The following is a 22,198-nucleotide window of genomic DNA, read 5'->3' as shown; positions in this document are numbered from 1 at the left end:
CGTTACCTTGCGCGACCGGCTTCATCTGCACCATCGGGCGAGGCGCGGCGCGCTTGGCGACGTTCGCGGTCCGCTGGGCGGCGCGCTCGCTCTGGCGGGCATGGTTGGCGGTCGCCGCCGTCCTGAACTCGGCAATCAGGCGCGCAAGCTCGTCGGTCTCGTTCGCCAGCGTCTGCGCGGCCGCCGTCGCCTGCTCGACCATCGCCGCGTTCTGCTGCGTGACCTTGTCCATCTGGTCGGCCGCCGTCGACACCTCGCGCAAGGACACCGCCTGCTCCTGCGCCCGGCGCGCGATCTCCGAGACGACGCGGCTGACGTCGCCGACCTCGGAGATGATCTCGGCAAGGCTCTTGCCCGAGGCCGAGACGAGCTCGACGCCCGAGGCCACCTGCTCACCCGACGCCTGAATGAGGTCCTTGATCTCTTTGGCCGCCTCCGCCGAGCGCTGCGCGAGCCCGCGCACCTCCTGCGCGACCACCGCAAAGCCCCGACCCGCCTCGCCGGCACGCGCGGCCTCGACGCCCGCGTTGAGCGCCAGAAGATTGGTCTGGAAGGCGATCTCGTCGATCACCGAGATGATGTTGCCGATCTTCTGGGACGACTGCTCGATCGTGTGCATCGCCTCGACGGCGCGACCGACGATCTGGCCACCTCGCTCGGCGTTGCGCTGCGCACTCTCGGCACTCGTCTTCGCCTTGTCCGCATCGCGCGCCGTCTCGTTCACCGCACGCGTCACCTCACCGAGCGCGGCCACGGTCTCCTCCAGGCTCGCCGCCTGTTGCTCGGTGCGCTGGGCAAGGTCGTTGGAGGCGACGTTGATCTCCGTCAGGCCCGTGCGGATCGAGCCGATCGAGCCGACGACGGCGCCGATCGTGTGCTCGAGCTTCCCGACCGATGTGTTGAACTGGTCGCGAATGGGTTCGTAGACCGACGCTACCGGCCGGTCCATGCGCGCGGTGAGGTCGCCCACGGCCAGCCGCGAGAAGCCGGTCTCGATGTCGGCGACGAAACTCGTCAGTTCCTCGGCCTTGGCGCGATCGGCCCGCGCCTGCCGCTCCGCCTCGTCTTGCCGGCGCTCACGCTGGACGGCCGCCTGCTCCTCGAGCTGCACTTTCTCGATCGACGCCTGCTTGAACACTTCGACCGCATGCGCCATCGCGCCGATTTCGTCGGACCGCGACTGGCCCTCGACCGATGCGGACAGATCGCCGGCCGCAAGCGTGCCCATCGTACCCGTCAGCCTTTGGATCGCGACACCCAGGCGGCGTGCGAAGATCATGAAGCCGATGAGGGCAAGGGCCGAGATCGCGACGGTGCAGGCCAGCATCGTCCACATCGCCGACCTGGCGGCCTGGACGACCGGCGTGACGTTCGTCGCCAACTCGAGGACGCCGATCTTCTGGCCGGAGAAGTCGTTGAGCGCCATTCCCGTGACGGCGTACGAGACATCGCCGGCTTCGACGACATGCTCCGGCGCGTTGCCCTCGAGGACGGCGCCGAGGTCGTCTGCCGAAAGCAGGCCGCCGTTCGACAGCGTCGAGGCCTGCATCTTGAGCTGCCCATCGCTCAGGATCTGAACCGTCAGGGCGCCGTCGACGGCTTTTGCGAGATGAGCGAAGTAGTCTTCCGTCAGCATGGTCCCGACGTCGACGACGCCGACGACGGAGCTGCCGCGCCGGACCGGCGCGCTCGCAAAGACACTGACGGCGGTACGGCCCGGCTCGATGCCGGCGGTCAGCTTGCCCTCGCGCAGCGCCGTCTCGACGGTGCGGCGACGGCCCTTCATCTGGTCGCCGAACTTGTCCGGCGTGTGGATGCGGGCGACGACCGTCGTGGACGGATCGACGAATGTCATGAGCTGCAAGGAGCCGCTCGCGACGATGTCGGGCAGGCTCGCGGCATAGCGAGCGACGATCTGATCGCGCTGACCGGTCTGGATCAGGTCTGCCGTTTCCGGCTCTCCGGCGACGGCGAGGGCCAGGGCGGAGGCTGCGCGTTTCTGTGCATCGATATCGGCCAGTACGAAGCCGAGATCGTTCCGCAGTTCCGCCCGGATCGCCTCCTGGTTCATCTGCGTCTGGCGATACCAACCGAGCCCGCCGATGGCAGCACTGGCAAAGAGGACGGCCGCGAACCCGCAGGCGGTGATCGAAACCCAAAGCGGCCGCTTCACCCCGGCCCTGTACGTGGACATGTCATCCTCCCGGCGCATCTCCGGACGAACGCCAACCCGGCGTCGCAGACAGCCCGCGAGATACAAAGGACGATAGACTTATGATATCCGGCTGAAGCGGTTGTTAAGTTCGCCGCACTTACGAGCCTGCCTCATCATTTTGCAAACGCGACCGATCGGTTCCCGCCCACCGCGCCCGGCGCGCTGTTTCCCGGGCGCCCGTCGCGCCCCGATGGGGAAAGCTGCGCCCCTCGGCCTGCGGGCTACGCGGCGCCGGCGAGTTCGGACTGGAGCCGCCTGCCGAGCCCTCAGCCCGCGAGCGGCACCGTGTGGTCGGCGGACCAGGAAAGGGTCACCGGCTCCCCAGGGCTTCGCAGGCGAGCGTCGCGGTTCTGGGCGAAGATCTTCAGGCGGAGGCCGCCCGCTGCCTCCGCTTCGTAGGTGATCGCCGTTCCCGAATAGATCGAGGCCAGGATCACCGCCGACAGCTGGTTTGCCGGGGGCTGCGTGCCATGGCCGCCGTCGCCCGACGCGTCCCGGATCTCGATCTTCTCGGGACGCACGGCCAGCGTCACGGAATGGCCCGCAGGCGGCAGCGCGATGGCGCTGGCGATCCGCTGCCCGTGCGCCGAGACGGTCCCTTCCGCCTCGACGGTGCCCTGCAGGAAGTTCGTGTCGCCGAGGAATTCCGCGGCGAAGCGGTTCGCGGGACGCTCATAGACTTCGGTCGGCTCGCCGATCTGGACGATGCGGCCGCGATCGAGAATCGCCACCTTGTCCGACAGGGTCAGCGCCTCTTCCTGGTCGTGGGTCACGAAGATGGTGGTCAGCCCGCTCTCGCGCTGGATGCGCACGAGTTCGACCTGCATCTCCTGGCGCAGCCGTCGGTCGAGCGCCGAAAGCGGCTCGTCGAGAAGGAGGACGCTCGGGCGCGTGACGATGGCGCGGGCGAGCGCCACGCGCTGCTGCTGGCCGCCCGAGAGCTGCTTGGGCTTGCGGGTCCCGAACCCGGGCAGGCGGACCATCTCGAGGGCGCGCTCGACCTCGCGCCGGGCCGCCTCGCCCTTGATACCACGTCGCGCCAGACCGAAGGCGACGTTGTCGGCGACGCTCATGTGCGGGAACAGGGCGTAGGACTGGAACACCATGCCGATGTTGCGGTCCCAGACGGGAACGCTCGTCACGTCGCGGCCGCCGATCGTCACCGTCCCCCGGTCGGGGATGACGAAGCCTGCAATGATGCGCAGCAGTGTCGTCTTGCCGGAGCCCGAGGGGCCGAGGAGGCTGGTGAAGGAGCCTTGCGGGAAATGGGTGGAGATGTCCGACAGGACGTCCACCTTCCCGTAGCTCTTCGCCACTGCGGATACGTCAACGGCGGTCACGGGGGGCTCCTGGTCTGGCGAAGAGGGAGAAGAGGAGGAAGAGCACCATCGAGCCGCCGAGAAGGATCGTGCAGATCGCGTTGATCTCGGGCGTGAAGCCCTTGCGGATGGCCGAGTAGATTTCGACCGGCAGGGTCGAGAAGCCGGGCGTCGCGAGGAAGTAGGAGACCACGAACTGGTCGAGCGAGACGGCGAAGGCGAAGAGCGCCGCGCCGACGATGCTGGGCAGGAGCAGCGGCAGCGTCACGCGGAAGAAGGCGGACACCGGCCGCGAGCCGAGGCTCATGGCCGCTTCCTCCAGATCGGTGCGGATCGTCGTCAGGCCCGTGCCGACGACGAGGACGACATAGGGGATGGCCAGCGCCACATGGCCGATGAGGATCGCGTGGAACCCGCGCCCGATGCCGGTCCAGAAGAAGAAGACGAGCATGGCCGTGCCGGTGATCAGCCAGGGAATCGCGATCGGCGGCAGGAGAGCCAAGCGCAGCAGCGTCTTGCCGCGGAACTCGCGCCGGGACAGGGCAACGGCCGCGAGCGTGCCGAGGCCGGTCGCGATGGCCGACGTGATCAGCGCGATGAAGACGCTGTTCCAGCTGGAGCGCAGGAGCTTGGCGTTCTCGCCGAGCGCCGCGTACCAGTGGGTCGTGAAGCGGAAGGGCAGCGCGTAGAGCGGCGACTCGTTGAAGCCCATCGCCACCAGCACCGCGATCGGCAGGTAGAGGAAGACGAGGATCACGACGAGATAGGTGCGGGCGGCGAGTTTCACGGCGGGCCCTCCTCAGACAGCCGCGTTGCGGCGCAGGACGCCGGAGAAGGTGGCGAAGACGGCCAGCACGACGGCCAGGATGGTGAAGGACAGGGCGGCGCCGAGCGGCCAGTTGAAGGCCGCCGTGAACTGCTCCTCGATCACCGTGCCGAGCGTGACACCACGCGTTCCCCCGAGGATGCGCGGCTCCATGAAGGCGCCGATGACCGGCACGAAGATCAGGATCGCGCCCGAGATGAGGCCGGGGGCGGCCAGCGGCACCAGGATCTTGAAGAGGATCGTCCACCAGCGGGCCCCGAGGCTCGCCGCCGCTTCCAGGATCGCGTCGTCGATCGCGAGGAGCGCCACGTAGCAGGTCAGCACCATGTAGGGCAGGTAGCCGTGGACGAGGCCGAGCACGATCGCCGGGAGCGAATACAGGAAGCCGGCCGAGGGAGCGTCGGCGAAGACGGTGCGGATCGCGGTGTCGAGGAAGCCGCCCTCGCGGATCACCATGGTCCAGGAGAAGACGCGCACCAGCCCGTTGGTCCAGAACGGCAGGATGACGAGGATCAGGAGCGTCTCGCGGACGCGCCCGGCCGTCGCGCGCACGAGCGCGAGGGCCGCGAGGAAGCCGAGGACGGCGCAGATCGCGGTCGTCCAGAGCCCGATCAGGAGCGATGTCCAGGCGACGCCGACGAGATAGGGCTGGTCGATGAAGGCGCGGTAGTTCTTCAGCGTGAAGAACACCTCCTTCTTGCCCATCGGCGTCCCGCTGAGAAAGCTGAAGACGAGCATGGCGCCGAGCGGCAGGAGAACGGCGAGGGTCAGCCAGGCGTAGGTCGGCAGGAGCATGGCAACCGTCGCCATCCAGGCCGGCAGCCGCCCGGCACCCCCTCCGGCCGCGACGGGGTCGCGGCCGGAGTTGATGTCGGAGCCGATGGTGGCCTCAGCCGGCATAGGAAGCCTTCACTTCCTGCCACAGGTTGCTGAAGGCCTCGCGGCGCTCGTCGGGCTGCGGCGCCATGATCGTCATCGTGTCGAGGAACTTCGGGTCGTGGACCTTGCGGTTGAGGTCGTCCGCGGGAAGCTTGTCCATCGCGGCCGTGTTGGCGGAGGCCGGTGCGCCGACCTTGGTCGCCCAGTCGAAGTAGAAGGCGGGGTCGATCATGTAGTTGATGAAGGCGAGCGCGTTGTCCTTGTTCTCGCTCGTCGCCGGGATCGCCAGCGTGTCGAGCCAGCCGACCGCTCCTTCCTTCGGGACCACGAATTCCACGGGCAGCTTGAAGTTGCGCTTGGAGCGGACCGAGGCGCCGGACCAGTAGACGGAGAGGTCGAACTCGCCGGCCGAGAAGGCCTTGTTCCACTGGTCCTCGCTGGTCCAGATCGTCTTCACGTTGGGCTTCAAGGCCTTCAGCCAGTCGCCGACGCTCTTCAGGTCCTTCGGGTCGTTCATGTCCTGGCCGGTCATGAAGGCGCCGATGGCGACCGCCGTCACGGCGTCGTCGAAGAGACCGACCTTCCCGGCATAGGCGGGATCGGCGAGTGCACCGTAGCTGTCGGGCCGCGGCTTGCCGTCGCGCATGGCGAGCGCGTTCATGCCCCAGACCCAGGGAACGCCGTAGTGCTCGCCGTCGAGCGTGAAGTTCGGATGGTCGGCGAGCTTTGCCGGCACGCCGGCGGCGTTCGAAACCTTGGAAAGGTCGATGGCATCGAGGAGGTCTTCGGCGGTCGCCTGCTGGGTGCGGGCGCTGTTGACGACGACGACGTCGTAGGCGCCCGGGTTGGTCCGCAGCTTCGTCAGCATCTCGGACTCGGCATTGTAATAGTCGTGGACCACCTCGATGCCGGTCTTCTCCTTGAAGGCCTCGACGGCCCACTTCTCGTCGGTGCCGTAGCCCTGCCAGTTGAGGACGGTCACGGTTCCGGCCGCCCTTGCGGGGCGGATGCCCGCGCCCAGCCCCGAGATCGCCAGCGTACCGGCGCCCATGATGGTCAGGAAATCGCGTCTGTTAGGCTGCATGTCGGTCGCTCCGGTTGGATGCGGGGAAAGGTTCATGCGTCGGCGATGGGCACTCGGTTCAGGGACGGGGTCCTCTACTTCGACATCCGGCGTCGCGGTGGCCGCTTCGCCGGAATCGATCGTCTGGAGACGTTATTCCAGCACCATGTTGCGGCTTTCCACATCGATGAGCGAGATGGACACGGCCGCGATCACCAGCAGCGTCGATATGCTGAAGAGCGCCATGGTGAAGTTGGAGGCCATCAGCGGCGCGATGATGGAGGGGGCGAGAAGGCCGCCCACCCGTGCCATGGCGCCGGCCAGGCCCATGCCGCTCGCCCGCAGGCTCGTCGGATAGATCTCCGGCGTGAAGGCGTAGAGGCCGCCCCAGGTGCCGAGCAGCGAGAAGCTGAGGAGCAGCGTCGCACCGACGACGAGCGCCGGGGTCGAGCCGAAGCTGTAGAGCAGGCACCCGACGGCACTCAGCATGAGGAAGCCGACGAGCGTCGGCTTGCGGCCCCACTTCTCGACGCCGTAGGCCGCGAGGAAGAATCCCGGCAACTGCACCAGGGCGACGATCACGAGGAACATCTGCCCGCGCATGAAACCGAAGCCCTCCGAGGCCAGGCGAACCGGCAGATACACGAAGATGCCGTAGTAGGAGATCGACACCAGGGTCCAGGCGATCAGGAGCACGACGGTGCGCCGGCGCAGGACGCTGTCGAAGAGCGCGGCGATCGACTTCTTCTCCATCGTCTCCGGGCGCAGGTCGCCGATCGTCCGGGTCGAGCCGTTCGTCTTCGCCATGCGCTCCAGAACGCGCTTGGCCTCGTCCGAGCGGCCCACCTTGTTGAGGTAGAGCGGCGATTCCGGCACGAACAACCGCAAAGCGATGCCGATGACGGCCGGCACCCCGGTGCAGAAGAAGATGGTACGCCACGCCTCGCCGCCCTGCGATCCCGCATAGAGGGCGACGATCGCCAGCACGATCGTGCCGACCGCCCAGAAGGATTCCAGAAGGACGAGCCAGCGGCCGCGTCGATGCGAGGGCAGGAACTCGGCCATCATCGTGTAGTCCACGGGCAGGGTGCCGCCGACCCCGATCCCGGTCAGGAAGCGCAGCGCGAGCAGCCAGCCGAAATCGGGGGCGAAGGCGCTCGCAATGCCGAACGCGGCGTCGATCAGGACCGTGATCATCAGGCAGTTCCGCCGACCGATCCGGTCGGCCAGGCGACCGAACACGAAGGCGCCGATCAGCATGCCGACGAAGAACAGGGTGCCCGTCTGTAGGGCCTGGGGCACCGTGATGCCGAAGCTTGCCGCAATGGACGGCGCCGTGAAGCCGATGGCCAGGACCTGCATGGCGTCGGCGGCCCAGACGAGGCCAAAAATGACGAAGAGTCGACGCTGGAAGGCCCCCACGCCGGCGGCCTGGATGCCCTGTTCCACGGATATGGTCTGCGCCATGGTTTGATCCCCTGCGATTGCGGTTCATCTGTAAGGCATGCGCGACGATGTGCCGAAGCCGGGATGCGGCGGCCGAGCGTCGTCGCCTCCGCCCGCTCGGGAGCGGACGGGCAACCCCTTCTGTGTTCGACCCGCGAAGAGCGCCTTCCCTGCGCCTCCCCCGTTCGCGTCAGGCCGAGCGGCGCAGTTCCTTCACCACGATGTCGCCGTCGACGACGATGGCCTCGTCGTCGAGGAAGAGGGAGCAGCCGCGCATCGGGATGTCGAGATGGCAGGCCGTGTCGTTGGGGCCGCCGAGCTCGTTGTTCGGGCCGGTCGAGAACATGACGTTGCCCCAGAAGGAGCGCGGCTCCATGCCCATGCCGCCCGGGAATTCGCCCGGCACCAGTCCGTGCCACTTGGCGTTGGGGTTCATGCCCCAGCCGACATGGCTCATGCCCATGCCGCGCGGGTCGTTGAAGCCGTCCATGTAGGATTTGACGAGCTCGGCCTCCAATCCGCCGCGGATGTCGCGCACCCAGCCCTTCTCGATCGTGTAGGTGATCGGCTCGCGCACATAGACGTTCTGCGGCAGGAGGATGTCGCCCGGCGCCACGACGATCTGACCGTCCACGCCGTCGTCGTCGCCGCCGGTGAAGACGAAGCCGGACGGCCAGTGGTCCCAGCGGCCAGGCTCGTCGGTGCAGGCGTATTCGGTGATCGTCGGATAGGTGTTGAGCTTGTAGGTGACGTCCGTGCCGTGCCGGGAGGTGATGCGCATCACCTTGGCCTTGGCGAGGATCTCGCCCGCGATCTCCACCTTCTCGCGCAGCTCCTTCGTCGGCAGCATCCGGGCCAGAAGCTCCGGCGGCTCGACCGCCGTGAGGATACGCGTCCCGGCCGCCTGGATGGCGAACTGCTCAGGGCTGAAGAGCAGGAACACGCAGTCGATCAGCATGTCGCAGTTCTTCAGCGCCTCGACCGCGTCGGGCAGCGCGGCAAGGCCTGTGACGCCGACGTTCCAGCCGCCGGTCGGCAACGGCGCCGGCAGGCGCATGTGATACATCCGCGCCCCAAGCCGCTGGCCGGCGGCCATGAAGGCGTCGGCATAGTCGAGCCGGTCGGCGCCTTGCGTCAGGACCACGAGTTTCTCGCCCTCGTGGACGCCGGACATCTTCAGCTGATGCAGGCAGATTTCGGTGAAGCTCGCGTGATCCATGTCCGGTCTCCTGATGCCTGAAGGGTCTGAGGTCTCAAACGGATGGAGGGCCGGCGCGCGCCGCCTGAATGCGCGCGAGCGCCTCCAGCGCCTCGTCCAGCGTGACGACGTCGCCGTACTTGGCGTCGATGTCGAAGAGGTTCGCCTCGTGCGGGGCCTCGTGCCGGTCGCCGACGCAGTCGCGGACGACGATCGTGCGGAACCCGTGCTGGACGGCGTCGACGGCGCTGGCGCGGATGCAGCCCGACGTCGAGCAGCCGGCGAGGACCACCGTGTCGATCCCCTGCGCATGCAGCATGGGGGCGAGACTGGTGCCGAAGAAGGCGCTGGCATACTGCTTGGTGAAGACCGGCTCGCCCGCGACCGGCTCGACGCCGTCGCAGAACTCGGCCAGCGGATTGCCGGCCACCATCGCGGTCATGACGGGCGACTTCCTGACCCACACCCCGCCATCGGCGCAGCCGGGGGCGTGATAGAGGATGTTGGTGTGGATCACCGGAACGCCGTGCCGGCGCGCGGCGGCCAGAAGGCGCGGCGTCTCGGCCACCGCCCTGACGACGCCGGGGGCATAGAGCGGCGCCCCGGCCTCCGTGTAGGCCTTCATGAAGTCGATCACGAGAAGCGCGGGCGCCCGGCCGAAGCCGATGCGGTTTCCCCAGACGCCCCTGTAGTTCTCGGAAGCCGCCGGATCCATCGCGCCGCTCCTCAGTAGGCGCCGGAGAGGAGCGCGCCGGCGCCCGGCACGATGCGCTCGAGGCCCAGCTCGTCGAGCATCCGGTAGGTGGTGGCGACCGCCGCCGACAATGTCGGCTTGCCCGTCAGCGCCTCGACCCTTGCGATGCTCGGCAGCGAGGGCATCTGCACGCAGGCCGACAGGACCACCGCATCGACGCCCGACGTGTCGAGCCCGGCGACGATCCCCGGCAGGTTGGCAGGGTCGTGCGCCGCCACTTTCAGATTGTCCGAGATCTCCAGCGCCTCGTGGGTGACGACCTCGATGCCCTCGGCCTCGATATAGTCGATCACGAGCTTCGTCAGCGGCTTCATGTAAGGGGCGACCAGCGCGATGCGCCGCGCCTTCAGGACATCCAGCGCCTCGACCAGGGCGCCGGCGCTGGTGACGACCGGGGCCGGCGCGCCGTTTTCGGCGGTGACCTTCGACAGGCGGGCCTGGCTCTCGCGGTGGTAACCGTGGCCCATCGCCATGATGGCGACGAGGCAGGCATAGCCGAGGACGTCGACCCGCGCGTCGGACAGCTCCAGCGCGCAGCGGTCGGACTGGGCGTCCATCGCGGCGAGCTCGTCCCTGGTGACGTGCTTCATGCGCATGCGCGCCGAATGAAAGGTGAAGCGCTCGGGCCGGATCAGCTGGCGCGCGGCCAGCATGGCGGGAATCTCGGTCTCCATCGTGATGTTGGAGCTCGGTACGATCTGGCCGATGCGGAAGGTTCGGGTGCTCATGGATCAGGCCCGCGCGAGAGAGGTGCCGAGAAGCGTGTCGAGGGCGCGAAGGAAGCCTTCGAGGTCGTCCCAGGGGATCATGTGGCCGGCGTCGGGCACGCGCGCCGTGCGGATCGCGGGATTGAGCCTTGCGATCTCGGCCTCGTCCTCCGCCTCGATTACGCCGCCGCGACCCGCGATCATCAGGACCGCAGGCACCGGCAGGGCCGGCAGGTCCCGGTGGATGTCGTCGGTGTGGAAGCCCTCGAAGGCGGTGACGATCGCCGGCTCGTAGCAGGTGTGCAGCCATTCGGCGCGCAGCGCGAGTTGCTCGGGCGTCCAGGTCGGGCAGAAGGCGCGCATCGCCTCGGCATCCATTCCCTCGACGGCCTGGCGGATGGAATCGACGTACCAGGGCAGCTTGGACGGGTAGGCGCGCCGGCCCGGCCCCGACACGGGCGGGTCCACCAGCACGAGACGCTTCATGCCGGCGGCGTTGCGGCTCGCCGCGCGGATCGCGATCCGGGCCCCCATCGAATGCCCGAGCACCGTCGCGTCCGCAGAGCCCAGAGCGGCGATCAGCGCCGACAGGTCGTCCGCCATGGCGTCGAGCCCGTAGTCGAGACCCGGCCCCGTGGAGGACAGGCCCCGCCCGCGCACGTCCACGACATAGGTGTCGAACCCTTCGGCCAGGCGTTCGGCGACGAAGCCCCAGGTGATGGCGGGACTGGTGATGCCGGGCACGAGGACCAGCGGCTCGCCCGCGCCTCGATAGCGCAGGATGTGCTGGCGGATGCCGTTGGCGCGGATGTTGAAGCCTTCGGGGGCGATGGGGCTCATGCTGCCACCCCGCTTTCGCTGCGCAGCGGCACGTTGAAAATGTCGTAGCCGAAGACCCAGGCCGGATTCTCCTGCGTGCGCAGCCACGTGTTGGCGTTGGACACGGCCTGCACGCGGGAGGCGCGCTCGCGCCGGTTCGCCTCGTAGAGACGGAACGCGGTGGCGTGATCGGAGAGGCCCGTCTCGGACAGGCAGCGGGCCAGCATCGCCCCGTCCTCGATCGCCATGGCCGCCCCTTGCGCCATGTGCGGCTTCATCGGATGGCAGGCGTCGCCGAGCAGCACCAGCCGCCCGCGGCTCCACAGCGGCAGCGGGTTCCGGTTGAGGAGAGGCCACTTGGTGACCTCGGTGGTCGCCTCGATCAGCGCCTGGACGACCGGGTGGTAGCCGACGAAGGCCTCGCGCATCTCCTCGCGGCTCGAGGGCGCGAAGGCACCGTCGAAGTCCCAGGCGGGATGCGGCACGCCGGTCACATAGTAGTATTCGTGCCCGTCGGCCGTCGTGTCGTAGACCATCATGTGGCGGTCGTGCGTCCACCATTTCACGCAGGCCTCGAAGTCGAGGCCCGTCCTGCGCAGGGCATCCTTGTCGAGAAGCGCGCGATGGCCGACCCAGCCGCTGTAGTTCGGCTTCTCGTCGCCCAGCAGCGTCTCGCGGATGCGCGAGTTGATGCCGTCCGCCCCCACCACGATGTCGGCGCGGGCGCGCGAGCCGTCCGCAAAGGCGAGGTCGACGCCCGAGCCGTCCTCCTCGATCGATGCGAGGCGCTTGTCGAAGTGAAGCGTGCCGGGCTGAAGGGCCGAGACCTGGAGCGCGTGAAGGTCGCCGCGATGCACGGTGAGATAGGGCGCGCCGTAGGTCCTGAGGGCATGCTCGCCGAGCGGGATGCGCGAGAGGTACTCGCCGGTCTCGCCGTCGCGCGAGAACCAGAAGTCCGGCTTGGACCCGATGGCGACCAGTGCGTCCTCGATGCCGATGCGCCGGAAGATCTTGAGGACGTTCGGGCCCATGTGGATGCCGGCGCCGACGCGCGAGAAGGCGGGAGCCTGCTCGTAGACGTCGACCTTGAAGCCCGCCTTCTGCAACAGGGCGGCAGCGGCGACACCGCCGAGTCCGGCGCCCACGACGGCGATGCGGGATCCTGGCTGCATGGTTGCGTCACTCCGTTCGAGGCCGTCATGCAAGACGACCGGACACCCCATTGATTGAGCGTGTACGCTACAAATGCAAGAGGAAATTTTATGCTGCGACTGCATAAATCGTCATCGCATCGCACAATTGCGGCGCATATCAACCATTCTATGCTCGATTGACAGTATCGCACTTTGTCGCAATCATAGCGCTTACGCTCTAAATAATCGATCCCATGTTCGCTGCTCACAGCCCGATGCCCCGATCCCCGATGCCGGCCACCCCCTCCTGTCCGCATGTCCTTGCGGTTCCCTCGCGGGAGCGGCATGAGGGAGCCGCCGGCCATGCTCCGATGGGCTCCCCGGTGCTCGGACGATCGAAGGACGGACATGCAGGACGCACATCACGAGCCGGCCGCACAGGACGCCGCGCCCTACGACTTCACCCAGCAGGTCGGATATCTTCTGCGCCGGGCCTACCAGCGCCATCTCGCGATCTTCCAGGCCGAAAGCGCCGACGGCCAGCTCACGGCCGTCCAGTTCTCGACGCTCTGCGCCCTTCGCGACAACGGCGCGCTGTCGCAGGGCGAGCTCGTGCGGCACACGGGTATCGACCAGGCGACGATCCGCGGCATCGTGGATCGCCTGCGGGGCCGGAGCCTCGTCGCCCTGTCGAAGGATCCGGAAGACGGCCGCAAGGTCATCACCGGGATCACCCCGGCCGGGCTCGCCCTCCTCGACGAGATGGTGCCCCGCGCCAGGAGGATCACCGAGCTGACGATGGAGCGTCTCAACCCCGCAGAACGCATGGCCCTGATCCACACGCTTCGCATCCTCGCCGACGTGGACGCGGCCCCCTGACAGATGGGCCGGCCTCGGCCAGCGGGCCTGCCCGATGAGCCCGGCAGCCCGGCCCTTCCAGCTGATCGTTAACGGCGAGAGCGTCCGCGTCACCGCGGCGCCCGACACGCCCCTCCTCTACATCCTGCGCAACGACCTCGCCCTCAATGGCCCGAAATACGGCTGCGGCCTCGGCGAATGCGGCGCCTGCGCGGTGCTGGTCGGCGACCGTGCCGTGCGGTCCTGCACCCTGCCCCTCGCCGACCTCAACGAGCGCGCCGTCACCACGCTGGAGGGTCTCGGGACGGCGGCCGCGCCCCATCCGGTCCAGGCCGCCTTCATCGCCGCCCAGGCCGCCCAGTGCGGCTACTGCCTGAACGGCATGATCATCGCGACCGTCGCGCTCCTGCGGCGCGACTCGAGCCCGAGCGAGGGGGCGATCCGCCAGGCGCTGCGCCATCACCTGTGCCGCTGCGGCACGCACATGGAGATCCTGGCGGCCGTTCGCGCCGCGGCCCGATCGACCAGCGCGGAGACCGCATCATGACGTCGACGACGGAGAGGAACGTGCCGAAGGGCCTTTCGGTGGTGCGCCCGGGCGCACGGGCAGACGGCACGGACGAATTGTTCCTCGTGATCGGGGAGGACGGGCGCGTAACGGCCTATAACGGGCATGTGGATCTGGGCACCGGCATCCGCACCGCCCTGGCCCAGATCGTCGCCGACGAGCTCGATGTGGCCTTTGCCGACGTCACCATGGTGCTGGGATCGACCGCGACCGGCCCGAATCAGGGCGCGACGATCGCCAGCGAGACGATCCAGGTGACGGCCGAGCCCCTGCGCGCCGCGGCGGCCACTGCCCGTGCCCACCTCCTCGGGCGCGCCGCCATCCGCCTCGGCCACCCCGTCGAGGACCTGTCCGTCGAGGATGGGATCGTCGGCACGCGCGACCCCGGCAACGCCTACGTCTCCTATGCCGACCTCCTCGCCGGGGACGGCGTGCGGCTTCCGATCGACCCGGCCGCCCCGCTCAAGTCGGTCGAGGACTACCGCATCGTCGGAACCGCGCAGCCGCGCACCGACATTCCCGCCAAGGCGACCGGCACCTTCGTTTATGTCCACGACGTGCGCGTGCCCGACATGCTGCACGGCCGCGTCGTGCGCCCGCCCTATCTCGGCTTCGACAGCGGCCCGCACGTCGGCGCCAGCCTCATCCACGCCGACGAGGCGTCGGTCTCCGCGCTTCCCGGCTTCGTCGCGCTGGTCGTCGTCGGCGACTTCGTCGGCGTCGTCGCCGAGCGCGAGGAGCAGGCGATCGAGGCGATGCGCCGGCTCAAGGTGCGCTGGCGCACGCCGCCCGAGATCGCCGATCTCGGCCGGCCCGAGGCGGCGCTGCGCGACCAGCCCTCCACGGCTCGGCGCCTTGCCGACCGGGGCGACGTGGAGCGCGCCCTCGAGGCCGAAGCGACTCTGGAGCGGACCTATGTCTGGCCCTACCAGATGCACGCCTCGATCGGCCCGTCCTGCGCCGTGGCCGACTGGAGCGGCGATGGCCTGACCGTCTGGTCCGGCACGCAGAACCCCTTTCCCCTGCGCGCCGACCTCGCCCGCCTTCTCGACATGGCCGAGGACCGGATCACCGTGGAGCGACTGGAGGCGGCCGGCTGCTACGGCCGCAACTGCGCCGACGACGTGACGGCGGACGCCGCGCTCCTGTCGCGCGCGGTCGGGCGCCCCGTCCGGGTCCAGCTGACGCGCGAGCAGGAGCACGCCTGGGAGCCGAAGGGCGCCGCGCAGGTCGTGGACGTGCGCGGCGGGCTGGACCTCGAAGGCGGCCCCGCCCTCTACGACTTCGAGACGCGCTACCCCTCGAACCTCGCCCCGACGCTGCCGCTCATCCTGACCGGCAAGGTCCCGCCGGTGGCGGACACGCTGCAGATGGGCGATCGCACCGCGATCCCACCCTACACCTTCCCGAACCTGCGCGTGACCGTCCACGACATGCCGCCGATCGCGCGCGCGTCCTGGTTCCGGGGCGTGTCGGCGATGCCCAACACCTTCGCGCACGAATCCTTCATCGACGAACTGGCGACCGCCGCCAAGGTGGATCCCGTCGAGTACCGCTTACGCTACCTCACCGATCCACGCGCGATCGACCTCGTGCGCGCCACGGCCGAGCGCGCGAACTGGGTGCCCCATACCGAGCCCTTCACGCACGGGAGCGAGGGCGACATCCTCTACGGCCGGGGCTTCGCCTATGCCGTCTATGTCCACGGCAAGTTCCCCGGCACCGCAGCGGCCTGGGCGGCCTGGGTGGCGGACGTGGCGGTCAACCGCACGACCGGCGAGGTCGCCGTGACCCGCGTCGTCTGCGGCCAAGACACTGGGCAGGTGGTCAATCCGGACGGCGTCCGCCACCAGATCCACGGCAACGTCATCCAGTCGACCAGCCGGGTCCTCAAGGAGGAGGTTCGCTTCTCGCAGACGGGCGTCGCCGCGCTCGAATGGGGCGCCTATCCCATCCTCCAGTTTCCCGACGTGCCGGACATCGACGTCCTGATGGTGCCGCGCCCCGACGAGCCGCCGCTCGGCGCCGGCGAATCCGCCTCCGTGCCGAGCGCGGCGGCGATCTGCAACGCCGTGTTCGATGCGACGGGCGTGCGCTTCCGCGAATTGCCTCTGACGCCAGAGCGCGTGCGAACCGCGCTCAATCCCCTGCCGCCGCCCGATACGGCCCCGGTCAGGGCACGGCGGCGCTGGACTTGGCCGATCGCGGGCGCGCTCTTTGGCTCGATCGCCGCCGGCGCGGCGATCCTTCCCTTCCCCGGCGCCATCGCCCCGGTCCCGAAGCCCGGCCCCGACGTGTTCTCGGCGGCGACGATCGAGCGCGGGCGCCAGGCGGCCGCCCTCGGCGCCTGCAACGTCTGCCATGCGGGGACCGGCGGCGAGGCCTTTGCGGGGGGACGCGCGCTGGAGACGCCGTTCGGAACGGTCTATGCCACCAACATCACCCCGGACGAGACGACCGGCATCGGCGGCTGGAGCTATCCGGCCTTCGAGCGGGCGATGCGGCAGGGCGTCTCGCGCGACGGCCATCACCTTTATCCCGCCCACCCCTATACGTCCTTCGCCAAGGCGAGCGAAGCGGACCTTCAGGCGCTCTACGCCTATCTCATGGTCCAGGAGCCGGTCGCCTCGACGGCTCCACCGACCGCGTTGCGCGCGCCCTTCAACATCCGTCCTCTCATGGCCGGATGGAACGCGCTGTTCCACTCCGCAGCGGGTGCACCGACGGATGCGGCTCAGGGTGCCGAATGGAACCGCGGCGCCGAGCTCGTGGAAGGGCTCGGCCATTGCAGCGCCTGTCACAGCCCGCGCAACGCGCTGGGCGGCGAGGTCGGCGGCAAGGCGCATCTGGCCGGCGGCGAGGCCGACGGCTGGCACGCGCCCTCCTTGCGCGGCGGCGAGGCGCCCGTCGCCTGGACGCGCGAAGCGCTCTACGATTACCTGCGCGACGGCCGATCGGCCGAGCACGGCAGCGCCGCGGGTCCGATGGCCCATGTGGTCGCCTCGCTGGCCGACCTGCCCGACGCCGACATCCAGTCGATGGCGACCTATCTCGCGTCGCTGGGCGGACCGCCGACGCGTTCAAGCGAGGCCCAGGCGCAGGTGAAGCAAACGATCGCGGCGAGCGAGGCCGCCGCCGTCACGGCCGCGGTCGCGGCACCCGCCGGCGCGCGCATCTTCGAGGGCGCGTGCGCCACCTGCCATGCGCCGGGCGAGCCCGCCGCGCCGCTCGCCCTCAACGTCAATCTGCATTCGGCCGGACCCGGAAACGCCATCCGGGCGGTCCTGTCGGGCGTGCCCGCCCATCGGGGGCTGGCGGGCGAACCGATGCCGGGCTTCGGCGCGGCGCTCGACGACCGTGCGATCGCCGACCTGATGGCCTATCTTCGCGCACGCTTCGCGCCCGACAAGCCGGCCTGGATGGATGTGTCCGGCGCGGTAGGCGCGGCGCGCGCTGCGCCCCATTCCTGATCGAACGCGTTCGGATCGCCCCCACATGTTTCTCGACAAGTCCGTCCCCCTCGACAGCGCCTGGAACACATGGTCCGAGCGCCCCGGCGAGTTCACCTTCCTGCCGCTCGGCGTGCGCATCGCGCCCGTCCTCTATTCCGCCAAGGCGGGCCATGCGACTGCGATCCGCGCGCCCGACGAGATCCAATTCGGAGCGCACGGTCTGCGCGGCGAGACGGTCGCCTACGAGACGCACTTTGCCGACACCCGCGTCGCCTTCTGCACCCACAAGCCCGATCCGTTCGTCCTGCGCGGCCGCTTCGAGACGCTAGAGGCCGGCGAATGGGGCCTGCGCTACTGGGTCACGTTCGGCATCTCGGCCGAGGATGGCAGCACGGTGCACTACGACCCGCGCACGGGCGTCGCGGTTGTGGAGGTGGATTTCCGCTTCGTCGCCTTCGCCGCCGACGACATCCCGGCGCTCGCAACCGGCCACGAGTCCTTCGCGGCGCTGGTCGAGGATTTCGACCAGAACGGCTACTTCGACAAATCGACGCGCGCCGACGCCGCCCCGCTGATGGCGCTCCGCTTCAATCTCGAGATGACCCCGCGCCTGGCGTTCGCTGCCGCGGTCGCCGACACGCGCGATCTGGCCGTCGCCAAGGCATGTGCGGCGCTCGCCGGCGACATCCCGAATGCCCCGACACTCCACGCCGGCCGCCATGCCGGTGCGCTCGACGCCGTGCGCGACGTGATCGGCTGGAACACCGTCTACGATCGGCTGAACCGGCGTCCCACCACGACCGCCAGCCGGATCTGGGGGCTGGGCGATGCGGTCTGGTACAACGACCAGTGCTTCGCCGCGCTGATGGCCGGACTGCTCGATCCGGCGCTCGCGCGGCGCAACTTCGACGTGGCGATGGGAAGCGCGACGCCGCAGGGCAACATCGCCTGCCTCGTCAACCCGAAGGACGCCTGGGTCGATCGCACGCAGGCGCCCCACGGCGCCTTCGTCGCCTGGATGATCTTCCAGCGCACGGGCGACCGCGCGTTCCTGTCCGATGTCTTCGACGCGCTGGCGCGCAACCAGCTCTGGTGGCGTGCGAACCGCGATCCGGATGGTCGCGGCCTCGTGTCCTGCGGCACGTCGGACGTCGGCGACGCGATGTATCGCGGCACGGCCTTCGGTGCGCGCAACGAAACCGGCATGGACAATTCGCCGACGCACGACGAGGCGCGCTACGATCCGGCGACCCGCACCCTCTCGACGCTCGACGTCGGCCTCAACTCGGCGCTGGCGCTCGACGCCGAGATGCTGGCGCTGATCGCCGCCGAGATCGGCCGGCGAGATGAGGCCGAACAATTCGCATCGCTCGCCGACGAGACGCGCGAGTTGATTCGCCGGGAGCTCTGGGACGAGGCGCGCGGCCTCTTCGCCAACCGCCAGCGCGACGGCGGCTTCGTGCGCAGCGTCTCGCCGACGAGCTTCTTCCCGCTCCTGTGCGGAGCCGCCGACGACGCGCAGGTCCGGCGGCTTCTGACCCATCTCGACGATCCCGCCATGTTCGGCGGCCGCTACCCGCTGCCCAACGTCTCGCGCGACGACCCCGCCTATGCCGAGCAGATCTACTGGCGCGGCCGCATCTGGCCCAACGTCAACTGGCTCGTCTGGCAGGGCCTGCGGCGCTACCGGCTCGACGCGCAGGCCTCGAGCCTCGTCGCGCGCAGTTTCGCGATGTTCGAGGAATCCTGGGCGTCGCACCGCTGGTGCGGCGAGAACTACGACGGCGATACGGGCCGGATCGACGAACGCCCCGGCAACGACCCTTTCTACACCTGGGGCGCCATGCTGCCGCTGATGGCCGTCGGCGACATCATGGACATCGGTCCGTGGGGCGGGTGGGAGCTCGTCAACGACGGGCAGCCCGTGCGCCTCGGTCCGATCATGAGCCCGGCGGGCCCCGTGAGCGTCGCGGTCGAGGACGGGCAGATGCGGCTTCTGGGGGCCGATGGCCGAGCGATCTTCGAGACCTCCTATCGCGGACGCCTGCGCAGGATCAGGGTGGACCCGTTCCTCGTCTCGGTGACCTTCGCCGAGGGGGGCGATGCGTTCGCGTTCCGGTTGGGCCCCGAGGCGTCCCGCCGGCTGGTCGCCGTGCGCCTTCACGGAGTGGCGACGACGACGCGGCTCGAGGATGGCCACCACGTCGCCGATCTCGGGGGGGTCGAGGCCGGCGCCCGGCTCGACTGGCATCTGGCCCCGGCGGATCCCGCGTGACGGGACCGCAGCCGGACTGGTTCGAGAACCCGGCGACGCGTTTTCGGACGGCCGCCTTCTGGTTCTGGCACCGCATCCCGACCGACGACGAGATCGCGGCACAGCTCCGCGACATGCGGGACAAGGGCATCGGCTGCGTGATGATCCAGGCCCGGCCGGCGCTCGATCTCTCCGCCTACCTGTCGCCCGCCTATCTCGCGGCCTTCCGCAGGGCATGCGCGACGGCAAAGGATCTTGGGATCGCGGTCACGATCTACGATGAATACGGCTGGATGTCCGGCCACGGCGGCGGTCGGACCGTGGACGGCGCGGACCATCTGCGCGAGCGCCACATGTTCTGGGCGACGGCGCCGGTCGGATCGGCGCTCGCCATCAGCGCGATCGGGTCGCCGTTCCTCGACTTCCTCGGCGATGTCGGCCGCACCTGGATCTACGAAGGCGCCTCCGCGGTCTGGGGCGACTGGCGGGCGATCGCCGCCGTCGCCCACCCGCCCGTCATTCGCGACGAGGCGGACCTCTGCTTCCTCGGGCACGCGTTCGAGGTCCGGCCGGACGGAAACGACGGGTGCCGCATCGAATGGCCCGCCCATGCCGACCTTCCGGCCGACTGGCAGGTGACGGTCTTCGTGTCGGCCCGATGCCTGACGTCGAGGCTCGTCAACTATCTCCTACCCGAAACGGCCGAGCGCTTCGCCGAGGTCGTCTACGCGCCCCTCCTGGAAGCGGCCGCGGGCGCTGCGGACGGCTTCTTCTTCGACCATCCCTATGCCGGTTTCCACACCTGGAAGGAGCACGAGGGCGCCATCGGCAACAGCCTCCTGTGCGACGGCCGCCCGGCAACCGCCGACGAGATCGCCGCGCTCCTGTCGCTCGTTCATGACGTCGGGGCGCGGACGGGTACGTTGCGGGCGGGTTTCCTCCGCGCCTATGCCGAGCGCCTGCACGAGGCCTTCTTCGGCACCCTCGCACGCTGGACGCGCGAGCGCGGCGTCGGCTTCACCGGGCACGAACTCCTCACCCATGTCGGCGGCTGGGCGGTGCACGGCGGGCCGAGGGGCATCGACCCGCGCGTCATGCCCGGCGTCGATCATTTCGGCGTCGACGCCTTCCGAACCGAGACGGCCGTGGACGCCGCCGACTTCGCGCCGCAGATCGCGGCGAAGTTCGGCGACAGCGTCGCGCGCGCCAACGGGCGTCGGCGCTGCACGATCGAGCAGTATGCCACCGGGCGGGAAGCCGGTAGACCGACGCTGGCGGGCCAGTGGGACCTGACCCCGCAGCGGTTCCGCGTGCAGGCGATCCGGCACCTCCTTCTCGGGGCCCGCCGCATCCTTCTCCATGCCGTCAACGTGACCGACGGCTTCGATCGCGACGAGCGACTCCTTGCCAACCCGCGCTGGGACTTTCCTCCGGCCTACAACTTCCTGCCGTGGTGGGACGATTGCGGCCCGATCTTCGACGAACTGTCGCGGCTGTCAGCCTTTCTGGAAGACGGCGAGCCCGTGCGGTCCGTCGCGCTCCTCTACCCGCTGGAGACGATCCGGGCCGAAGGGCCGGCGCATGCTTGCGGCCGGCATTTCGGCCTGTGGGCCGAGGCGCTGTCGCAAGCCGGCATCGGCTACGATATCATCGACGAGCGCCAGCTCCCGTCTGCGCTTTCGCCGGATGCGGGCTACGAGGTGCTGGTGCTGCCGGCCGTCAGCGTCCTGGCGGAGGGTCCCGGCGCCGGCCACATCCGCGATTTCGCGCGCCGGGGACGGCAGGTCGTCTGCTCCGGCGGGCTGCCGAAGGGGCTGGAGGACGTGGCCAGCATCGGCCCGCCCCTCGCGGCCATGCCCGCGTCGCGCGCAGAGCCCTACCACCTCGCGGGCTGCGAGGCTGCGAGCATCCGGGCGCGAGTCGCCGCGCTGCCGCGCTCCGACCTTGACATGCGCTTCGGGGACGAGGGACCGACCTGGTCCTCGATCGCACGCGTCGGGCCAGACTGGCGGCTGGCAGCCCTCAACGACGCCGATCATCCGAGGCGGCTGGAGCTGACGGGCCTTCCCCCGAGGCCCCAGATCGTGATTCTCCACTCCTCGACCATCGGTGCCGATCGCGTCGAGATCGCCGGGCGAGGCGACGGCACGGCGTCTCTCTTGGTTCCGGCCTTCGGCGTCGCCTGCCTCGTCGTTTCCGCGGGGAAGACGGCCGGCGAGCGGGAAGCCGGAAGCCGTCCCTCCCGGGTCCCGTCATCCTCCGGCGACGTCATCGACCTCGCGGACGGATGGACGCTCGAACTTCCGGGTCTCGCGCCGGTCCCCATCGCCGTCGACCGAGGCTGGGAGGCTCAGGGCTTCCCGTTCGTCTCGGGAACAGGCCGCTATCGACGGTCGATCGTCGTCCCGGGCGGGCCGGAGGGAACCCGCTGGTTCCTCGAACTCGCCGGCGTGGAGGTATCGGGCGAGATCTGGGTCGACGGGGTCTGTCTCGGCCGGCTGCTGCAGGGCCCTGCGCGCTTGCTGCTGCCGGGAAGATCCGGCGACACGCTTTCGCTCGAGATCCGCGTCCGCAACACCGCCGCCAACCGGTATCACGAGGCCATGTCCTTCTCCGCCGAGGACCTACCGCCCTCGGGGCTGACATCTCCCCCGCGGCTGAGGGCGACGCGGGAGCCTTGACCCGGCGGTCCGCGGCGGGCGCACGC

At 69.5% G+C, this 22,198-nt stretch carries 16 protein-coding genes; 5 read left to right on the top strand and 11 right to left on the bottom strand.

Features of this window, described 5'->3' with window-relative positions; genetic code table 11:
• From BM175_RS23115 to BM175_RS18570, 11 genes are all read right to left on the bottom strand, one after another.
• A partial coding sequence (locus BM175_RS23115; RefSeq protein WP_090965727.1) for a methyl-accepting chemotaxis protein occupies window positions 1-2,194 on the bottom strand: 2,194 nt, incomplete at its 3' end.
• A 287-nt stretch (window positions 2,195-2,481) separates the two neighbouring features.
• On the bottom strand, window positions 2,482-3,555 hold the full coding sequence (locus BM175_RS18615; protein ID WP_090965725.1) for an ABC transporter ATP-binding protein: 1,074 nt from the start codon (window positions 3,553-3,555) through the stop codon (window positions 2,482-2,484).
• Window positions 3,542-4,321, bottom strand: coding sequence for an ABC transporter permease (locus BM175_RS18610; RefSeq protein WP_244546072.1), 780 nt, complete (start codon window positions 4,319-4,321; stop codon window positions 3,542-3,544). The genes BM175_RS18615 and BM175_RS18610 overlap by 14 nt, the downstream gene beginning before the upstream one ends.
• A 12-nt stretch (window positions 4,322-4,333) precedes the next feature.
• Entirely contained in the window at window positions 4,334-5,170 is an 837-nt protein-coding gene (locus tag BM175_RS18605) for an ABC transporter permease (protein ID WP_244546074.1), read from the bottom strand.
• A 79-nt stretch (window positions 5,171-5,249) separates the two neighbouring features.
• Window positions 5,250-6,290 (bottom strand): extracellular solute-binding protein, encoded by a 1,041-nt coding sequence (locus BM175_RS18600; protein ID WP_090965735.1) that lies wholly within the window; start codon window positions 6,288-6,290, stop codon window positions 5,250-5,252.
• 165 nt (window positions 6,291-6,455) lie between these two features.
• A complete protein-coding gene (locus BM175_RS18595) occupies window positions 6,456-7,769 on the bottom strand; it encodes an MFS transporter (RefSeq protein ID WP_090965723.1) in 1,314 nt (437 codons plus the stop codon).
• A 169-nt stretch (window positions 7,770-7,938) separates the two neighbouring features.
• Window positions 7,939-8,967: a 2,5-dihydroxypyridine 5,6-dioxygenase NicX family protein gene (locus BM175_RS18590; protein WP_090965721.1), complete on the bottom strand. Its 1,029-nt coding sequence runs from the start codon at window positions 8,965-8,967 to the stop codon at window positions 7,939-7,941.
• Between the two features lie 34 nt (window positions 8,968-9,001).
• A complete protein-coding gene (locus BM175_RS18585) occupies window positions 9,002-9,661 on the bottom strand; it encodes an N-carbamoylsarcosine amidohydrolase (RefSeq protein ID WP_090965719.1) in 660 nt (219 codons plus the stop codon).
• Window positions 9,662-9,672: 11 nt separating this feature from the next.
• Window positions 9,673-10,428: a maleate cis-trans isomerase family protein gene (locus BM175_RS18580; RefSeq protein WP_090965717.1), complete on the bottom strand. Its 756-nt coding sequence runs from the start codon at window positions 10,426-10,428 to the stop codon at window positions 9,673-9,675.
• Window positions 10,429-10,431: 3 nt separating this feature from the next.
• Window positions 10,432-11,247 carry an alpha/beta fold hydrolase gene (locus tag BM175_RS18575; RefSeq protein WP_090965715.1) on the bottom strand — a complete coding sequence of 272 codons (816 nt, stop codon included), beginning with the start codon at window positions 11,245-11,247 and terminating at the stop codon, window positions 10,432-10,434.
• Entirely contained in the window at window positions 11,244-12,398 is a 1,155-nt protein-coding gene (locus BM175_RS18570) for an FAD-dependent monooxygenase (protein WP_090965713.1), read from the bottom strand. The genes BM175_RS18575 and BM175_RS18570 overlap by 4 nt, the downstream gene beginning before the upstream one ends.
• A gap of 369 nt (window positions 12,399-12,767) precedes the next feature.
• Here BM175_RS18570 and BM175_RS18565 point away from each other — a divergent pair, with 369 nt between their 5' ends.
• From BM175_RS18565 to BM175_RS18545, 5 genes are read left to right on the top strand one after another with little or no spacing between them, the layout of a single operon-like run.
• Entirely contained in the window at window positions 12,768-13,238 is a 471-nt protein-coding gene (locus BM175_RS18565; protein WP_090965711.1) for a MarR family winged helix-turn-helix transcriptional regulator, read from the top strand.
• Between the two features lie 34 nt (window positions 13,239-13,272).
• Window positions 13,273-13,764: a (2Fe-2S)-binding protein gene (locus BM175_RS18560; protein ID WP_090965710.1), complete on the top strand. Its 492-nt coding sequence runs from the start codon at window positions 13,273-13,275 to the stop codon at window positions 13,762-13,764.
• Window positions 13,761-17,255: a molybdopterin cofactor-binding domain-containing protein gene (locus BM175_RS18555; RefSeq protein WP_090965708.1), complete on the top strand. Its 3,495-nt coding sequence runs from the start codon at window positions 13,761-13,763 to the stop codon at window positions 17,253-17,255. The genes BM175_RS18560 and BM175_RS18555 overlap by 4 nt, the downstream gene beginning before the upstream one ends.
• A gap of 25 nt (window positions 17,256-17,280) precedes the next feature.
• Entirely contained in the window at window positions 17,281-19,512 is a 2,232-nt protein-coding gene (locus tag BM175_RS18550; protein ID WP_090965706.1) for an amylo-alpha-1,6-glucosidase, read from the top strand.
• Window positions 19,509-22,172 (top strand): hypothetical protein, encoded by a 2,664-nt coding sequence (locus BM175_RS18545; RefSeq protein WP_090965704.1) that lies wholly within the window; start codon window positions 19,509-19,511, stop codon window positions 22,170-22,172. Before BM175_RS18550 ends, BM175_RS18545 begins: the two co-directional genes overlap by 4 nt.
• Window positions 22,173-22,198: the final 26 nt, after the last annotated feature.

The sequence above is a fragment of the Aureimonas phyllosphaerae genome (assembly GCF_900113065.1).
Classification (GTDB): domain Bacteria; phylum Pseudomonadota; class Alphaproteobacteria; order Rhizobiales; family Rhizobiaceae; genus Aureimonas; species Aureimonas phyllosphaerae.
Note: the sequence above shows the minus strand (reverse complement) of the source record. Positions and strands in the feature narration are given on the sequence as shown.